Genomic DNA, 16,243 nt, shown 5'->3' on the forward strand with positions numbered 1-16,243 from the left:
TTTGGAACGCGCCGTAGACGGGGCGTGGGGGGCTAAATAACGATGAGCCGCAATCTACAGCGTGTTCCAGAGTGAGTCAAAATCTTCACCCCGTGGCGCTGCCTGGGTTGTCTTGGCTGTGATCGGCTTCTCCTGGGGAGTGCTCCCCAGGCCTACTCGCTGGAATTCGAACTGGTTGTAACTGCTGGTGCCCGTTTGGCGGCGGCAGAGCAGCGCGCGCTCCTCGTCGCCATTTTGGTTGATCTGTACCTTCTGCCCTTCCTGAAATGGCAGGCGCGGCACGATCAGAGCTGCCGGGCGGGAGATCACGCTGATTTCCGGTAGCAGCAAGGCGCGCAGATACTCGCTGCCCTGCTCGGTCTTGCGCAGCAGACGCAGGCCGCAAGGTTGGGCATGCGGCGCGATGAGCTCAACGCCCATCTGTGGTCCGTGCCCGCGGACTTGGCGGATCCAGCGCACTACTGCGACGCTCCAGGCCTGGCTGGTCGAATCCTGCAGGCCGAGCAGTTCGCCTGCCTGGAGTTGCGCCGGCACCTCGCCCGGCCAGGATAGGCAGTAGCCCCCGGGGCTGTGGTCGACCAGCTGCACCTCGAAAGTCGGGTACGACGCATCTGCCGGCGGCATTTCAGGTTTGTCCTCGGCGGTTGTAGGCGCAGCGGTGTTTGCCAGGACGGGGCGGACGAACTCGATGTGGTCGCTCGGCAGAATGCCGTCCTCGTTGATCGGCTGCGCGTCGAAAGCGACGGCCCAGACATCAGGCGCCGCATTGTTCATTTTGTACTTGGCGGATTGAGCAGCTTCCGGCCGTTTCAACAGATCGGCGAACGACCGTTGCCCCGCCAGGTGGTAATGCAATGCACTCATACCGATGCACAGTTTCATCTGGCCCTGCGCTGGGGTGCGTTGGAAGCTGCGCTCGGAAATATCCCCCCAGGCGGCGCATAGATGTTGCAGGAAATCGGGGCTCAAACCCTCAGGCATTGCAAGCGCGCTGTTTTCGTGGGGCTGCGATGGTGATTGCAGGTGTAGCTGGATGGCATTGACCAGGCCATGCGGGTCGATGCCGAGCAGGTGGAGCCGCTCCTCGGCGGCAAACAGCGATCGATAGCGCGGCGGGTGATCGACGCGTGACGACAGGCAGAACAGGCTGGACGGACTTTGCCCGGACTGCAGACGAATCAGTGCGCTCCAGGGCTCTAGCACCTCAGCCAATTGCGCGATGTTCTGCTGGCGCATCTGGTTGCAGCGGGCGCTGCCGATCATGAGGGCGACGGTGTAGCTCTGTTCGATACTCAGGCCTTTGACGCGATAGCCGAGGTCGTCGCGCACGAGGGTGCAGTGCACGCCACGCTCGCTAGCGATGGCGTACAGCTGGTGAAGTTCGAGCCATAGCCCATCGGGTGTCGGGCTGTACAGCTGCGTCGAGCGAACCAGCATCGCGCAGAGGCTGCGGACCGCCCGCTGCAGGGCAATGGTGAGCAGTTGCTGGGATTCGCGTCCGGGCTGGGACGACAGCTCGACGGAGATCAGCTTGTAACCGGTGGCAAGATGGTTCTGCAGCGCCTGGCACAGGCTGGCGACCTTACGCGGCTGTTCGCTGAGGACGATCGGCTGATTGACGAAGTAGCGCTCCAGGGCCTTGCAGACCATATGGATTTCCGGTCGCAACAGTTCGAGCAGTTGCAGACGGCCCTGGGCGGTGGTGCGGACTCGGTTGAGTTCCTGGATGGCCTGGTACAGCTGTCGCGCGGTTTCGCCCAGGTTTGCCTTGGGCAGGCCGGAAAGCCAGCGCCGGACGCCGCGAATGCTGGGTTCGCAGAAAGACAGACCCTGGCAATCCGGCGTCGGGACGCGCAATAGCGATGGCTGACTTTGGTTATCCAAACGGTGAACTCCGTGGCAAATCCGACGTACTGCCTAGGTTCGGCAATGACGGCAGGATTTGCTACCTGTGATGTCAAAACGCAATCTTCGGCTGACATCATAACGAACACAGAGACGTTGGCTAGCCGCAACCGACCATTGGTTTGGCTTTAAGGCTGTGTGAAATCGTCCACTGGAGTAACGGCCGGGGGTATCGGCTTGGCCTGTCCCAGGCCTTCGCCCATGCATACCGGCGTCAGTGCCGTAAGCTGCTCGGCCCAGCTGACCTGATCCGGACCGAACAGCAGAATCACCGTGGAGCCCAGTTTGAAGCGGCCCATCTCCGCGCCTTTTTCCAGATGAATCGGCGCGCGTGCCGCTTCGTCGTAACGGGTGGTCTTGAGGGTGCGTTTGGGCGGCGTTACCAGCCCGGCCCATACGGTCTCGATACTGGCGACGATCATCGCGCCGACCAGCACCATGGCCATCGGCCCGCGGTCGGTATCGAACAGGCAAACCACGCGCTCGTTGCGCGCGAACAGCTCCGGTACGCCTTCGGCGGTCACGGTGTTCACCGAGAAGATGCGGCCCGGTACGTAGACCATTTCGCGCAGGGTGCCGGACAGCGGCATGTGTACACGATGGTAATCCTTGGGCGACAGGTACACGGTGGCGAAGTCACCGCCCATGAAGGGCGCCGCGCGCTCATGGTCGCCACCGAGCAGCTCCATCACGCTGTAGCTGTGGCCCTTGGCCTGGAAGATCCGGCCCTGCTCGATCCGGCCCAACTGGCTGATGGCACCATCGCAGGGGTTGAGGATCGCACCTGGCGTCGGATCCAGCGGACGGGCGCCGTCTTTCAAGGCGCGGGTGAAAAACGCGTTGAAATGCTCGTAGGCCATCGGGTCTTCGATCTGCGCCTCGCGCATGTCCACCTGAAAATGCCGCACGAACCATTTGATGAAGGTGTTCTTCACCCATGGCAGGCGGCATTCGGCGAGGCAGCCGGCGAGGCGCGAGATCAGGTGGTGCGGGAGCAGGTACTGACTGAATACGAACAAGCGATCTTTCATGGATGACCTTTTCATTGCTGAATCGGGGTGTCGGGCAGGTTGCCCCATTCGCCCCAGGAGCCGGGGTATCCCTTCACCTTTGGATAGCCCAGGGCCTTGGCCAGAAGGTAAGTGAAACCGGAGCGGTGATGCGTCTGGCAGTGGGTGACGATTTCCTTGTCCGCGGTGATGCCGAGCGCGACCAGCCGCTCGGCGATGTCTTCGCGAATGCGCATGGCGCGGGACGGGTCCATCGCCGCGGTCCATTCGAAGTTGATCGCGCCGGGAATATGACCGCCGCGTGCCGCCAGCACCTTTTCGCCGCGGTACTCTTCGGGCGAACGCGCGTCCCAGACGACCAGATCCGAAGCGCCGAGCCGGCTTTCGATGTATTCGCGGGTCGCGCTCGGGCTTTCTTCGAGCTGGAGTGCGACTGAGTCGCCCACGGCGTCAGGAACCTCTTGCGACAGCGGACGTTGTTCGGCCAGCCAGGCGTGCAGGCCGCCGTTCAGGTAGTGGTAGTGGTGATGGCCGATGACGTCCAGCAGCCAGATGAAACGCCCGGCCCAACCGCCGCCCTCATCGTCATAGATGACATAAACCGCATCGGCGCGATGCCCCAGCGCGCCGAACAGCGATTCCAGCTGATCCTTGCCGGGCAACTTTCCCGGTGCTGGCGGCAGGCCGAGCTGGGTCCGCTTGGGATCGACGAATCGCGCGCCAGGTATATGGCCGTCGGCGTAGCGGCTCGCACTGGTCAGGTCGACCAGGATCAGCTCGGGGGCATTCAAACGTTCGGCCAGATCGACCGGTTCGATTACCAGAGGCAGGTTTGAAAAGGCAGACACGGTAAGTCTCGGGCTGTCAGAAAGGAGCCAGTCTAGCGAAAAATGTCAGCGGCCGCGTTTGCTGAACGTTGCCAGGGCGCGCTCGATGCACTGGACGGTCTTGGTGAACGCCTGCACACCCGTTTCGCTGAACGCAGTGTTGCCCTGATCGGCCACCACCAGCATGACCACCCGACCCTCCTGACCCACGGAGCGCAACAGGACATGCTCGCTGGGAAACAGCGCCTTCAGCGCGCCCGGTAGCAAGGCGGAGAATTGCGCCACGTTGTCGGGCGTGAGTCGCAGCAGGGCGGGCTTTTCCAGCAGCCTGCGCAACACCTGGCTCTGATCCGGCTCGAGAGTAAGTCGGGAGGCCTCGCGCGGCAGGCCGCTGGCTTGCTGGCTGACCAGGCGCTGCTGCCTGCGGTCGACGATCATCAGCAGCACCCGCTGCATGCCGGCACAGGTCAGCGCTTTGCACGCAGTGGCGGTGAGCTGGATGACATTGTCGTATGGACAGGGCTCGCTGAGCAGTTCACGGCAATGCGTGCGCCATTGCGTCAGCGCTTCGGTATTGGGCAGCCTGGCGACCTTTTCGACCTGAAACACCGTTTCCCATGGCCACAGCAGGGCCTGAGCCGGATGCCAAAGGTCGGTCTTCCCGATCGTCTGCGCACTGGCTGCGGCCTGCTGGTGCACCATTTGCTGCAGTTCGGTCAGCGGGACCTGCAGATACAGCCCGGCGAGCCGCTGCCAGCGCAGGCTGTGAATGCCGCTCCAACCATGGTGCGCAGAAAGCGCCAGGCCGTTGGCCAGCACGATGGTATTGCTCGGCAGGGTAAGCCAGCGACGCAGCTCCGGATCGGCATCGAGCATCTGTTGCTGATGCAACGGATGTTCGTTATCGCGGGCGACGTGCAGGGCCTTGATCAGCATTCGTCGATTTTGGCTGAGCAGCCGATAACCTTGGGCGATCCATCCGGGCAGCCCCCAATGCTCGGCGACCGCCACGCAAAGATCCAATAACGGGATACCCAGCAAGGCCTGTTCGACCTGGGGCGCCGGCTCGCGTCTGACCAGCACGCGTTGTTCCCAGGCCTCGAGCAGTTCCGGATGCGCCGCGACCAGAGTCCACACGGGGGCTAGGAACAGCAGGCTGCTCCAGTGAATTTCCTGCCAGAGCCGCGCGAGGCGGGCTGCGAACAGTCCATTGGCCTGTTGGCTGGCGTGTCGACTGATCAGCACCATCTGCCGCAACGGTGCAGGGATTTCGCTGGGTCGGGCTGCCGGAATCCCCGCGATCAGTGCTTCGGCTCGTTTCAAGCCGATGCGGCTGAGCGCGACTTCGAGACTCTCTGCCGGCTTGCCGGCCGATGCCGCGCTGCGGTTGGCTTCGCGAATCACGTTGAGCGCCAGGATCGGACTTTCCTGAATCAGCTCGGCGATCTGGCGCATGGACTTGCTGCTGTCGCGCATTGCCCGCTGAACTCGTGCATGCGGGTCGGCGAACGCCGGCAGCACAACGGCGTCCAGCGCCTTGATCCAGGCGGGGAGCGTGCGTGGGAGAGGGGGTGTGGTCATCGCGCCACCGAACTGGCATTTCATCGGGTTGGCCTTTAGTCTGGCGCAAAAGCTCCGATAACCAGAACAATTCTTTCATACGCCCCGCCTGTGACCCCGGAGCGCGCGATGTCGCGTGGCTTGTTTCAGGTGCCTTGTGATCAGGTTTTAGACGTACCTCCTATGGCAAAGATTATTGGCATTCTCGTAGTAATCGGCAGCGTGCTCGGCGGTTTCATGCTGTCCGGCGGCAAGCTCGGCGCGCTTATCCACCCATTTGAGGTCATGATCATCGGGGGAGCGGCGCTCGGTGGATTCTTGCAGGCCAACCCCGGCAGCACCACCAAAGTGGTGTTCAAGAAATCGCTGCAGATGTTCAGCACGCGGTTTACTCACAAGTACTATCTGGAAGTGCTGGGGATGCTCTATGAAATCCTCAACAAGAGCCGCCGCGAGGGGATGATGGCGATTGAGGCGGACCTCGAAGACCCCAAGGCCAGCCCGATCTTCAGTAAATATCCTGCGATCCTCAAGGATGAACGCATGACTGCGTTCGTCTGCGATTACTTGCGCATCATGTCGTCCGGCAATATGGCTCCGCACGAGCTGGAAGGGCTGTTCGACATGGAATTGAATAGCCTCAAGGAAGAACTCGAACATCCCTCGCACGCCGTGGCCAAGGTCGCTGACGGCTTGCCCGCGATGGGGATCGTGGCCGCCGTTCTGGGGATCGTGATCACCATGTCGATTCTGGCGTCCGCCTCGAACGCCGAGATCGGAGAAAAGGTCGCGACGGCGCTGGTGGGTACATTCCTCGGCATTCTTGCCTCCTACGGCTTCTTCGGTCCGCTGGCCGGTGCGCTCGAGCACGACGCCAAAGAAGAGCTCAATCTCTACGAAAGCATCAAAGCCACGCTGGTGGCGTCGGCGTCGGGCATGCCGCCAACGCTCGCCGTGGAGTTTGGCCGCAAGGTACTCCTGCCGGCGCATCGCCCGAGCTTCTCCGAGCTCGAACAAGCCATGCGTGGTAGCTAAGCGCGATCATGGACAATACCCAACCGATTATCGTCAAACGGGTCAAGAAATCCGCGGCCGGGCACCATGGCGGTGCCTGGAAGATCGCCTTCGCCGACTTTGCCACGGCCATGATGGCGTTCTTTCTGGTGATGTGGCTGATGTCCTCGGCAACGCCGGAACAGAAGCGCGCCATTTCGGGCTACTTCCAGGACCCGATCGGCTTCACTGAAAGTGCCAGCCCACACGTGATAGATCTGGGCGGTACGCCGACGCCAGCGCCGGACCGTACGCTCAACGATGTGGTCGACCCGGCCGTGCAACAGACCGGAGCAGCGCTCGACGCCGATCAGGCGCAAACCTTTGCCGAGCAGCTGGAGCGCGAGCGGCTGGAACTACTGTTGCAGGAGTTGCAGAACAAGATCGACGAAAATCCCGACCTGACCCGCTTCAAGGATCAGATCCTGTTCGAGATCACTCAGGACGGGCTGCGCATTCAGATCATGGATGCCGAGAACCGCCCGATGTTCGCCTTGGGTAGCGCGCAGCTGCAGCCCTACTTCGAGGACATTCTGCTGGCGATGGCCGACACCATTCGCGCCGTGCCGAACAAGATCAGCATCAGCGGGCACACCGATGCCAAGCCATACTCGGGACGAGGTGATTTCGGTAACTGGGAGCTATCGGCAGGGCGCGCCAACGCGGCTCGGCGCACGCTGGTCGCCGGAGGCTATCCGGAGGATCAGATTGCCCGCGTTGTGGGTTATGCCTCATCGGCCCTGTTCGATCGGGATGATCCGCTGAATCCGGTCAATCGTCGCATCGACATTCTGGTGCTGACCAAGAAGGCCCAGCGCAACATCGAAGGGGAACAGTCGGACGCGGATGCGGTTGACGCTTCCGTTGAATCGCAATTGTCGGGGGCCGCGACGGCCAATCCCGACGGAGCTTCAATCATCGAAGTACCCGATCCGTTGCCACCGACGCAATTGCGCGAGCGGTTGAATATCTTCGAGGAAGGGGTGCTGCAGTTCGACGAGCCTCGAAGCCAATAAGCCGATACAAGCGCTTGAGGCTGGAAGGCTGGAAGGGAAAGCTGGAAAGAAACAGCTTAAATACTAGCAGCGAACCGAATGCTCTCCAGCCCCAGGCTAATAATCCGCTTCCGACAGGGTGCTGATGATGTAGCGATAACTGGCCATGCGTTGTGGCTGGATCTGTCCTTGCTCCAGCGCCTTCAGCAGAGCGCAGCCAGGCTCGCGGTCGTGCTTGCAGTCGCGGAACCGGCAGTGCCCCAACAGATCCTGGAACTCGACGAATCCGGCTTCCACGTCGGCTCGGCTGACGTGTCCCAGACCGAATTCACGGATGCCGGGCGAGTCGATCAATTCGCCGCCGCCGGGAAAATGGAATAGCCGCGCGGTGGTCGTAGTGTGGGTGCCCTTGCCGGTCATTTCCGACAATGCGCCGACGCGCGTGTCGACGCCCGGTAACAGGCTGTTCACCAACGATGATTTACCCACGCCTGACTGGCCGACGAATACGCTGACATGGCCGTCGAGCCGCGCTTTCAGTGCATCCATGCCTGCGCCGTCGTGGGCGGAGACTTCCATCAGCGGGTAGCCGAGTTCGCGGTAGACCGAGAGCAGCGCGTTGAGTGCACCTTCGTTTTGCGCATTGATCAGGTCCGCCTTGTTCAATAGCAGCAGTGGGGTGATACCCGCATGCTCGGCGGCGATCAGATAGCGATCGATGAGATTGGCGTGCGGCTCCGGCAATGGGGCGAAGACGATGACGATCAGATCGACATTGGCCGCGACCGGCTTGAGTTGGCCGCGCGTGTCGGGCCGGCAGAGTTCGGATTGGCGCGGCAACTGCGCGACGATGACGCCGATGCCCTGATTGCCCGGCCTCCAGACCACCCTGTCGCCCGTGACCAGGGCAGGCAGATTGGCGCGCAAGTGGCAGCGAAAAACCTGGCCGCGGTGCTCGCCTTCCTGCGCCTCGACTTCGACTTGCACGCCGAAGTGCGCGATGACCAGGCCGGTCTGCTCCGGCCCCAGGTCACCGCCTTCCAGTTCTTCTACTGCGCGTGATTCCCGTCGCGCCGCACGCGAGGCGCGCTCTTCCTGGATCTTCTCGATGCGCCAGCTTTGCCGGCGGTTGAGTTGGCGTTTGGCCATTTGCGTAGGGTGCCCAGGCTTGGAAAGTGCGAGTCTAGCATGCCGACGATGGCGCGCTGGGGCCTGTATGACGCGGTTCTGGCCAGTTAGACTCGACGTCACATCTCGCTAAGACATGACCTCATGCCTGCCTTTTCAATTGCGCGATTTCCCGTCTTGTTGGCGTTGTTCAGCCAGCTGTCATCGCTGCTCATCAGCTGGCTGCTGTTGCTGGCACTGGCTCGATTGGCGGGCTGGCATGTGAGCCTGCTGACGGCCGCCTGGCTGCAGGGCTCGCTTGCCGCGCTGCTCGGGCATCTGCTCGGGCTGTCGCGCTGGTGGCTGCCGATCAACCTCGCCTTCGTGCCGGGTCTGGTGCTGTTGCAGGGCCATTCTCTGCCGCCCTGGTCGTTGCTGGTCGGCTTCTTGGTGTTGCTCTTGCTCAATGGCAATGCACTGATCGAGCGAGTGCCGCTGTACCTGACCGGCACAGCGGCCGAGCGCCGCCTGGTCGAGCGACTGGCGCGGTTACCGGACGGCTTTCGCTTCATCGATCTGGGCAGCGGGCTTGGCGGTACGCTAGTGCGGCTGGCGCGGGCTTATCCGTCGGCGCACTTCGTCGGCGTCGAAACCGCGCCGCTGACGTTCGCGCTGTGCTGGCTGCGCTGCCTGTTCCAGCGCAACTGCCGGGTGCGGTTTCGCAGTTTCTGGCGCGAGCCCCTGGGCCGTTACGATGTGGTCTATTGCTTCCTGTCACCGGCGCCCATGCCGGCGCTGTGGCGTAAGGCGTGTGCCGAGATGCGGTCGGACGCGCTGCTGATCAGCAACAGTTTCGAAGTGCCGGGGGTCGAGGCGCAGGAGAGTCTGCCGGTCAATGATTGGCGCCACTCGCACCTGCTGATCTGGCGACCCGGCGCTGATTCACAGCCTGACGGGCGTCCCGCCAGCGGCTAAACTGCGCGCCACAGCCAAGGAGCTCATCATGCAGAACCCGCAGAATCTCATCTGGATCGACCTGGAAATGACCGGTCTGGACCCGGATAACGACGTCATCATCGAGATGGCTACGATCGTCACCGATAGCCAGCTAAACGTACTGGCCGAAGGGCCGGTCATCGCCGTTCACCAGAGCGACGAGATTCTTGCCGGTATGGATGAATGGAATACGCGCCAGCACGGCGGTTCCGGGCTGACGCAGCGGGTGCGTGAGAGCAGGATCTCCACCGAGGAGGCCGAGGCGCAGACGCTGGCGTTTTTGGAACAGTGGGTGCCGAAGGGCAAGTCGCCGATCTGCGGCAACAGCATCTGCCAGGACCGACGCTTCCTATACCGCCGCATGCCTCGCCTGGAAGCTTATTTCCATTACCGCAACCTGGACGTCTCCACTCTCAAGGAACTGGCCGCACGCTGGGCGCCGGATGTGCTGGCCAGTTTCAAGAAGGGCAACACGCATCTGGCGCTGGACGACATTCGCGAATCGATCGCAGAGCTGCGTCACTATCGAGCGCATTTCATTAAGGGCTGAAGAAACAGCGGCAAGCTCCAAGCTCTAAGTGAAAGCAGGCAAAGCTTGGCAGCAAGTACCTGCCCGCACCCTGATTCGCTTGCAGCTTCTTCGTTACCGCCCCAATCGCCTCAATTCGTCCGACTCGACCACCCGAGTCCCTTCTCCGTCTTCCAATGCCAGGCGCCAGAGTGCGCGGGCGAGGATGCAGGCCGAGATGCCGCGATACTTGCCGGGCAACAGATAGGAAAGTGGGGCGGTCAACCGCTCCATGGGGCGCACTTCCATGCGTGGGCCCAGCAGTTGGGCTGGGCGGACGATAGTCAGTTGCGGCCAGTCCTGAGCGCGCAGCGCTTCTTCCATCTCACCTTTGACTCGGCAATAGAAGATTGAGCTGTCCGGGTTGGCGCCTAGTGCGCTAATCACTAGCAGGTGCCTCGCGCCCAGTTCGCGGGCGCGTTTAGCGAATTCCACGACCAAGTCGTGATCGATGGCGCGGAAGGCGTCCTGACTTCCCGCTTCCTTGATGGTACTGCCCAGGCAGCAGAACGCGGTATCGAGCTCGCCCGACAGCTGCGGCAAGAGTGTTTGTAGGGGGCCGACCGGGTTTTCCAACCGCGGGTGCTCGGCCAGCGATTTGCGGCTGGGAGCCAGAACGCACTCCACGGTGGGTTCGTTGAGCAGGCGGTCGAGCAGATGCTCGCCGGTCAGCCCGGTGGCGCCGGCAAGCAAAATACGCTGTGGCGTCAAATACATGGTTTGGCTTCCTGTAACGATCAGTCGGTCGACGTGGACGGTTGTTCGGTCAGTGCACGCCAGTGTTCGACAACCTGCTCCGGCGCCCAGATTTGTGGTTCCGAAGCCTGATAGTGGTCGGCTTGCTCCCGTTCGGCAACCTTCGCCTGCGCCAGTGTGAACGCTTGCAGAATATCGCTGGTTTCATGCAGGGCTTCGGCGAACAAGGCACGGCCGAAATAGGTGAAGTCGCTTTCCTCGGAGCAGCCGAAGGACACCCGGTCGGCGCGCGCGGCGGTAATCACCAAGGTGTTCTGGCTTTTCAATGGCTCGATGAAACCGCCGGAATAGCAGGCGGAGATCACCACCAACTTGTTGCGATCGGCGAGCGGGGCCAGCAATCGTGCCAGCTCGGCGGCAGGCAAATCTTCCAGCGCCAGCCGCGGCTGCCCTACCGCAAGCTCGTGATCAGCCGAGCCGTGGCTGGTGAGGTAAATGAAGATCAGGTCCTCGGGGCCGCTGCGCTCGGCGAGCGTCTGGATGGCCCGTGAAAGATTCTCGCGCGTGGCCAGCGGGCGGTCGGCGATATGGTCGCGGTGGTTGGCCAGGCTGATCTGGCCTCGCGCGGCGAAACGCTCGGTCAGCAGCCGGTCGACGTAATCCACTTCGCGAAGAAACACGCTTTGCTGGCCATCGCCGGCGAAGGTCAGGCTGTAGAGCTCGGCGGCCGGCGTCGAGGGCGGAACCGCGTCGAGCGCCTCGGAGAGTAGACGCCCTTGATTCAACAGACCCAGCTCCAGCGGGTCGCTCAGGTGCTTGCCGCTGCTGTCCTCGATGAGGCGACCGGCGCGCCATGTGCCGGATTGTTTGGTGCCGTCGGCACGGGTAAGGGTGCCGGTGCCTTCGAAACGTCCCGCACGGAAATCGCCCTGGTAGAGGCTGCCGTCCGGCTGCTCCAGACGGCCCTTGCCGTGATACTGCCACTGTCTGAACTCACCGCTGTAGCGCGTACCGTCGATGCTGGCGTACTCACCTTTGCCGCTCAGTTCGCCCTGCTTGAAGGTGCCTTTCCAGACGTCGCCGTTGGCGTCCTCATAGCGGCTTTGCCCGTGAAACAGATCGTTCTCGAAACCGCCCAGGTAGTGCTCGCCGTTGCTGCCGCGATAGGCGCCTTCACCGTTCAGGCTGCCATTGACGAAGGTGCCGATGAACACCCCGCTCGCGTCGCTGCGGGTGCCTTCGCCGTGGAGCTGGCCGGCGGCGAATTCGCCTTCGTACGTGACGCCGTCGGCGCTCGCCAGTTTGCCGGTGCCCTCGTAGAGGTCGTTTTTGAATTCTCCCTCGTAGCTCAGGCCCGGCTCGCTATAGCGCCCCGCGCCGTTGAGGCTGCCGCGCTCGAAACGGCCTTCATACACGCCGCCTGTTGCATAGCTGAAGCGCCCTTGGCCATCGAACAGCCCCTGTTTGAATTCACCGTCGTAGCGGTCACCGTTGGCGCCTTGCCAGCGGCCGTGGCCGTGCCATTGGCCGTCCTTGAATGTCCCTGTGTAGTAGCTGCCGTTGGGGTAGTCGATGCGTCCTTGGCCCTGCAAAAGACCATCGACGATCTCGCCCCGATAGCGTCCTCCATCTGGCAGTACGGCATCGGCGGGCAGCAGCGGCTCGCCGTCGCCACACGCGGCAAGGAGGCTGACAAACAGGAGCGGGACGAGGTGGCGCATGCGGTCATCCGGAAGGCGGGATGCCCGCAGTATGCCGTAAACGGGACGGGGTGCGGGACCGGTGCACCCGGCCTGATCAGAGGATGCAGAGCGCCAGGGTTTCGGCGATGTAGGCGGGTTTTTCCACACCTTCGATCTCCATCACGGCGCGGCATTTGAGCAGCCATTGCCCCGGATTCTTCTCGTGTGCGTCCAGCAGCGTCGCCGCCACGCGAACCCGCGACCCGACCCTGACCGGCTGGATGAAGCGCAGGCTGTCGAGGCCATAATTCACGCCCATCTTGACGCCTTCGGGCCGGATCATCAGGTCCTCCATCAGCATTGGCAGTAACGACAGAGACAGGAAGCCATGCGCGATGGTCCCGCCGAACGGCGTCTGTGCGGCCCTTTCGGGATCGATATGGATGAATTGGTGATCGCCAGTGCAATCGGCGAATTGGTCGACTCGCTGCTGGTCGACAGTGAACCATTCGGAGCGGCCAAGCTCCTTGCCAATGTAGTCCTTGAGTTCTGCTACGGGTACCTGCGGCATATGTCCTCCGGGTTTTTTGTTTTAGTTAGATCAGCACGCGCCTGGTGATGAATCAACCAAGCATGGTTGCCGCGAATGGTGGGTCATAGGTCGAGCCGGCCTGTGACAGGGCTCGTTGTGGAAGCGGGACGTATAATCGCGCGTCTTTTGCTTCGGAGGCTTTCATGCTGCTACGCGGGCTAACCTGGCTGGTGCTGTTCCAATTGCTCGGCACTGCACTCAACGTGCTGATGCTGCCGATATTGCCGGGGCCGATCATTGGTCTTCTGCTGCTGTTCGTGGCGCTGCTGATGCGCGGCCAGGCCAGCGAGTCGCTGCAATTGGCGGCCAGGAGTCTATTGCGTTATCTGCCGCTGCTGCTGGTCCCGCCAGCTGTGGGCGTGATGGCCTATACCGAGGCGATTCTCGAGGATTTCTGGGCCATCGTCGGGGTGCTGGTGGTTTCTCTGGTGGTGTCGCTGGTATTCACCGGCTGGTTGATGCAGGCACTGATTCGCCGCCAGCAGCGCAAGGCGGAGCGAGCATGATCGCGGTGCAATGGCAGGCGGCCTGGGAGGCGGTGATTCACCATCCGCTATTTGGCGTGGCGATTACCCTGGCGGCTTTCCAGTTGGCGTTCGCCGCCTACGAAAAAACCCGCTGGGTGTTTTTGCAGCCGGTGCTGGTGTCGATGCTGGTGGTCGTCGGCATTCTGCTGGCCTGTGGTCTCAGCTATTACGAATACCGTGACAGTGCGCAGATGCTCACCGTGCTGCTCGGCCCGGCCACGGTGGCGCTGGCCGTGCCGCTGTATCTCAATCTGCGGCGGATTCGCGAGTTGTTCGGGCCGATCATGCTCACCCTGCTGTTGGCCGGTACCGGCGCTACGGCGTTGGGCATGGCGCTGGCCTGGGCATTCGGTGCCGATCAGATGATCCTGATGACGCTGGCGCCCAAGTCCGTGACCTCGCCCATTGCCATGCTGGTGGCCGAGCAGATCGGCGGCGTGGTGGCGCTGGCGGCGGTGTTCGTGATGATCACCGGTATCATCGGCGCGATCATCGGTCCGGAACTGTTGCGCCGATTCGGCGTTCAGCATCCAGCGGCCCGGGGTATGGCGCTGGGCCTGACCGCTCACGCGGTGGGCACCGCGCAGGCGCTGCAGGAAGGCGACGAGTGCGGTGCTTTCGCGGCGCTGGCCATGAGTCTGATGGGTGTCATGACGGCGGTGCTGCTGCCGCTGGCCGTGTTGCTGTTGTCCTAAGGAGTCCGAATGAAGCTGCCGTTGTTTCCGCTCGATACCGTGTTGTTCCCCGGCTGCACCCTGGATTTGCAGATATTCGAGGCGCGCTATCTGGACATGGTCAGCAGTTGCCTGAAAGCGGGACACGGCTTTGGTGTGGTCCGCATCATCGAGGGCAGCGAGGTGGGCTTGGCAGCGAGCGAATACGCACTGACCGGTTGCGAGGCGCTGATCCGCGATTGGCAGCAGCGCCCCAATGGCTTGCTTGGCATCCGCGTCGAGGGTGGTCGTCGTTTCGATGTGCATTCGGCCGAGGTGCAGCGCGACCAGCTGACGGTCGCCGACATCAGCTGGCGTGACGAAATCGATGAGCGCCCCTTAGGCGACGAGCATGCCGATCTGGTGACGTTGCTCGAAGCCTTGGGCCAGCATCCCGTGGTCGAGACGCTGGGCATGGGCGGAGCGGTGCAGGGCCAGTGCTCGCTGGCGCATCAACTGGCCTATCTGTTGCCTTTTCAGCCGGAGCAGAAAATCGAACTGCTGCAGCTGGACGATCCGCGGTTGCAACTACAGCGCATTCAGCGTTGGCTCGAACAATTGCAGGGTGATGCCGGCGAATAGCGACGGTGCGTTATTGATAGCGATACAGCAGCATGGCGCCTGGCAGCGCCCAGATGGTAAAGGCGCCGATCAGTCCTAGGGTCGCCGGCAGAATCAGCCACCAGACTTTAGGTGCGAGCGCCGCCATGGGCGTACGCCATTGCACGATGGTCAGGCTCGCCGCGCAGAAGACTGAGGCGAGTAGGGCGCCGGCGATCACATCGGTAGGCCAGTGCACGCCCAGGTAAACCCGTGACAGCGCGATAGCGGTTGCCGGCAGTCCGCCCAGCAGCACCCAGGCAAGGCGCAGGCGTGGCGGCTGTCCGCGCCCGGCGAGTACTCCAAGGGTAAGAAAGAACGCGAACGCCGCCGAACTGTGGCCGCTGGGAAAGCTGTAAGTGCTCAGGGGCTCGACAAGAATGTCCGGTCGGATCCGCCCGAACGTCGCCTTCAGCGCGCCGTTCGCCAGTGCGGTGCCCAGCAGCGTGAGAATGGCGAAAACCGCCGCGCGAGTCTGTCTCAGGGCGAGCAGCAGCACGCTCAACAGCACTGCCGCCCATAGTTGTGTGTGGTAATCGCCGGCACGGGTTACCACCACCATGAAACGGTCGAATATCGGGCTGCGTTCACCCTGCACGACCGCCATCAGGCCCTCGTCGAACTCGACCAGGTAAGGCCAGCCGATGAACAGGCCGATCAGAATGGCGGTGCTCAGGGCGGCAGCCAGCGGCGTGACCCAGCGCACCTGATGCAGGCTGCAATGCACGACCCCACCGATGAGCAGAAATAGCGCGCCAATGACGATCCCTGCCTCGCCCCAGAAACCATCCGGTAGTGGCAATCGTACGGCGGCGCCGGCCGTCCAGCCTGGCAGCAGATAGGCCATCGACCAGCCTGCCGCGGCGAACAGGCTCACCAGCAGAAAACGCCCGAACGGCATGTCCAGCATGCCAGCGGTAAGCGGCAACATGGGTCGCAGGGGGCCGATGAAACGCCCCACGAGAAGGCTGGCAATGCCGTAACGGCCAAAATACAGCTCGGCTCGCGTCAGCCATTCCGGATGGTTGCGCAGGCCGCGCATGCTGCGGATGTTCTGGTGATAACGGCGTCCGAGTCCGTAGGACAGCAGATCGCCCAGCAGGCCGCCGGCATAGCCCAGTAGCAATGTCTCGCCGAGACTCAGAACGCCACTGCCGGCGAGCACGGCGATGGCGAACACCAGCACGGTGCCGGGCATCAGCAGGCCGACCACGGCCAGACATTCCAGGCAGGCCACCAGAAACAGACTCAGCCCCAGCCATTGCGGATGCTCGGAGAGCCAGCTGGTGAGCGCGGTGAGCCATTCGGGCATCGGAGGTTTTCCTTTCGTCGAGACGGTTTCGACCGGCCGTGGGTGTTCCGGTTTCAATGCGCTGCATGATAGCGCCGGAGGCATGGGGCTCGGTTCCGGC

The 16,243-nt window shown here is 62.6% G+C and carries 16 protein-coding genes; 7 read left to right on the plus strand and 9 right to left on the minus strand.

Annotated elements, in window-relative coordinates; genetic code table 11:
* Positions 1-54: 54 nt before the first annotated feature.
* The 4 genes from E0D86_RS09025 to E0D86_RS09040 all read right to left on the minus strand — a co-directional run bounded on the left by E0D86_RS09025 (position 55) and on the right by E0D86_RS09040 (position 5,323).
* Complete coding sequence (locus E0D86_RS09025; RefSeq protein ID WP_131649671.1) at positions 55-1,884, minus strand: molecular chaperone; 1,830 nt, start codon at positions 1,882-1,884, stop codon at positions 55-57.
* A gap of 149 nt (positions 1,885-2,033) precedes the next feature.
* Positions 2,034-2,936, minus strand: a complete 903-nt coding sequence (gene asd, locus E0D86_RS09030; RefSeq protein WP_131649672.1) for an archaetidylserine decarboxylase — start codon at positions 2,934-2,936, stop codon at positions 2,034-2,036.
* A gap of 11 nt (positions 2,937-2,947) precedes the next feature.
* Positions 2,948-3,763 (minus strand): rhodanese-like domain-containing protein, encoded by an 816-nt coding sequence (locus E0D86_RS09035; RefSeq protein ID WP_131649673.1) that lies wholly within the window; start codon positions 3,761-3,763, stop codon positions 2,948-2,950.
* A gap of 45 nt (positions 3,764-3,808) precedes the next feature.
* A complete protein-coding gene (locus tag E0D86_RS09040; protein ID WP_131649674.1) occupies positions 3,809-5,323 on the minus strand; it encodes an HDOD domain-containing protein in 1,515 nt (504 codons plus the stop codon).
* Positions 5,324-5,485: 162 nt separating this feature from the next.
* Between E0D86_RS09040 and motA the strand changes: the two genes are divergently transcribed.
* Together motA and motB are read left to right on the plus strand one after the other, a co-directional pair.
* On the plus strand, positions 5,486-6,337 hold the full coding sequence (gene motA / locus E0D86_RS09045) for a flagellar motor stator protein MotA (RefSeq protein WP_131650034.1): 852 nt from the start codon (positions 5,486-5,488) through the stop codon (positions 6,335-6,337).
* 8 nt (positions 6,338-6,345) lie between these two features.
* Positions 6,346-7,371 (plus strand): flagellar motor protein MotB, encoded by a 1,026-nt coding sequence (gene motB, locus E0D86_RS09050; protein ID WP_131649675.1) that lies wholly within the window; start codon positions 6,346-6,348, stop codon positions 7,369-7,371.
* A 96-nt stretch (positions 7,372-7,467) separates the two neighbouring features.
* Here the strand turns inward: motB and rsgA are convergent, their stop codons facing one another.
* Positions 7,468-8,499 carry a small ribosomal subunit biogenesis GTPase RsgA gene (rsgA, locus tag E0D86_RS09055; protein ID WP_131649676.1) on the minus strand — a complete coding sequence of 344 codons (1,032 nt, stop codon included), beginning with the start codon at positions 8,497-8,499 and terminating at the stop codon, positions 7,468-7,470.
* Positions 8,500-8,622: 123 nt separating this feature from the next.
* On the opposite strand from rsgA, the gene E0D86_RS09060 reads away from it, so the two are divergent.
* Complete coding sequence (locus tag E0D86_RS09060; RefSeq protein ID WP_131649677.1) at positions 8,623-9,432, plus strand: class I SAM-dependent methyltransferase; 810 nt, start codon at positions 8,623-8,625, stop codon at positions 9,430-9,432.
* A 28-nt stretch (positions 9,433-9,460) separates the two neighbouring features.
* A complete protein-coding gene (orn, locus tag E0D86_RS09065) occupies positions 9,461-10,003 on the plus strand; it encodes an oligoribonuclease (RefSeq protein ID WP_131649678.1) in 543 nt (180 codons plus the stop codon).
* Positions 10,004-10,096: 93 nt separating this feature from the next.
* Here the strand turns inward: orn and E0D86_RS09070 are convergent, their stop codons facing one another.
* The 3 genes from E0D86_RS09070 to E0D86_RS09080 all read right to left on the minus strand — a co-directional run bounded on the left by E0D86_RS09070 (position 10,097) and on the right by E0D86_RS09080 (position 12,970).
* The gene (locus tag E0D86_RS09070) at positions 10,097-10,738 is read right to left on the minus strand and encodes an oxidoreductase (protein ID WP_131649679.1); all 642 of its coding nucleotides are present in this window, start codon (positions 10,736-10,738) and stop codon (positions 10,097-10,099) included.
* Between the two features lie 20 nt (positions 10,739-10,758).
* The gene (locus tag E0D86_RS09075; protein ID WP_131649680.1) at positions 10,759-12,438 is read right to left on the minus strand and encodes a C13 family peptidase; all 1,680 of its coding nucleotides are present in this window, start codon (positions 12,436-12,438) and stop codon (positions 10,759-10,761) included.
* 76 nt (positions 12,439-12,514) lie between these two features.
* Positions 12,515-12,970 (minus strand): MaoC family dehydratase, encoded by a 456-nt coding sequence (locus tag E0D86_RS09080; RefSeq protein WP_131649681.1) that lies wholly within the window; start codon positions 12,968-12,970, stop codon positions 12,515-12,517.
* Positions 12,971-13,134: 164 nt separating this feature from the next.
* On the opposite strand from E0D86_RS09080, the gene E0D86_RS09085 reads away from it, so the two are divergent.
* The 3 genes from E0D86_RS09085 to E0D86_RS09095 are packed head-to-tail and all read left to right on the plus strand — an operon-like array spanning position 13,135 to position 14,813.
* Complete coding sequence (locus E0D86_RS09085; RefSeq protein ID WP_131649682.1) at positions 13,135-13,497, plus strand: CidA/LrgA family protein; 363 nt, start codon at positions 13,135-13,137, stop codon at positions 13,495-13,497.
* Positions 13,498-13,502: 5 nt separating this feature from the next.
* A complete protein-coding gene (locus E0D86_RS09090; RefSeq protein WP_165914229.1) occupies positions 13,503-14,213 on the plus strand; it encodes an LrgB family protein in 711 nt (236 codons plus the stop codon).
* A 9-nt stretch (positions 14,214-14,222) separates the two neighbouring features.
* A complete protein-coding gene (locus E0D86_RS09095; RefSeq protein ID WP_131649684.1) occupies positions 14,223-14,813 on the plus strand; it encodes an LON peptidase substrate-binding domain-containing protein in 591 nt (196 codons plus the stop codon).
* Positions 14,814-14,823: 10 nt separating this feature from the next.
* Here E0D86_RS09095 and E0D86_RS09100 read toward each other — a convergent pair whose 3' ends face one another.
* Positions 14,824-16,143 (minus strand): bifunctional DedA family/phosphatase PAP2 family protein, encoded by a 1,320-nt coding sequence (locus E0D86_RS09100; protein ID WP_131649685.1) that lies wholly within the window; start codon positions 16,141-16,143, stop codon positions 14,824-14,826.
* Positions 16,144-16,243: the final 100 nt, after the last annotated feature.

The sequence above is a fragment of the Pseudomonas sp. IC_126 genome, from assembly GCF_004331835.1.
GTDB lineage: Bacteria > Pseudomonadota > Gammaproteobacteria > Pseudomonadales > Pseudomonadaceae > Stutzerimonas.

Excerpts from the sequence above, each read along its gene's own strand:
- E0D86_RS09080 (WP_131649681.1), bottom strand. The coding sequence starts at position 12,970 with ATGCCGCAGGTACCCGTAGCAGAACTCAAGGACTACATTGGCAAGGAG.
- E0D86_RS09070 (WP_131649679.1), bottom strand. The coding sequence starts at position 10,738 with ATGTATTTGACGCCACAGCGTATTTTGCTTGCCGGCGCCACCGGGCTG.
- E0D86_RS09095 (WP_131649684.1), top strand. The coding sequence starts at position 14,223 with ATGAAGCTGCCGTTGTTTCCGCTCGATACCGTGTTGTTCCCCGGCTGC.
- E0D86_RS09060 (WP_131649677.1), top strand. The coding sequence starts at position 8,623 with ATGCCTGCCTTTTCAATTGCGCGATTTCCCGTCTTGTTGGCGTTGTTC.
- E0D86_RS09075 (WP_131649680.1), bottom strand. The coding sequence starts at position 12,438 with ATGCGCCACCTCGTCCCGCTCCTGTTTGTCAGCCTCCTTGCCGCGTGT.
- motB (WP_131649675.1), top strand. The coding sequence starts at position 6,346 with ATGGACAATACCCAACCGATTATCGTCAAACGGGTCAAGAAATCCGCG.
- E0D86_RS09100 (WP_131649685.1), bottom strand. The coding sequence starts at position 16,143 with ATGCCCGAATGGCTCACCGCGCTCACCAGCTGGCTCTCCGAGCATCCG.
- asd (WP_131649672.1), bottom strand. The coding sequence starts at position 2,936 with ATGAAAGATCGCTTGTTCGTATTCAGTCAGTACCTGCTCCCGCACCAC.
- E0D86_RS09085 (WP_131649682.1), top strand. The coding sequence starts at position 13,135 with ATGCTGCTACGCGGGCTAACCTGGCTGGTGCTGTTCCAATTGCTCGGC.
- rsgA (WP_131649676.1), bottom strand. The coding sequence starts at position 8,499 with ATGGCCAAACGCCAACTCAACCGCCGGCAAAGCTGGCGCATCGAGAAG.
- motA (WP_131650034.1), top strand. The coding sequence starts at position 5,486 with ATGGCAAAGATTATTGGCATTCTCGTAGTAATCGGCAGCGTGCTCGGC.
- orn (WP_131649678.1), top strand. The coding sequence starts at position 9,461 with ATGCAGAACCCGCAGAATCTCATCTGGATCGACCTGGAAATGACCGGT.
- E0D86_RS09040 (WP_131649674.1), bottom strand. The coding sequence starts at position 5,323 with ATGACCACACCCCCTCTCCCACGCACGCTCCCCGCCTGGATCAAGGCG.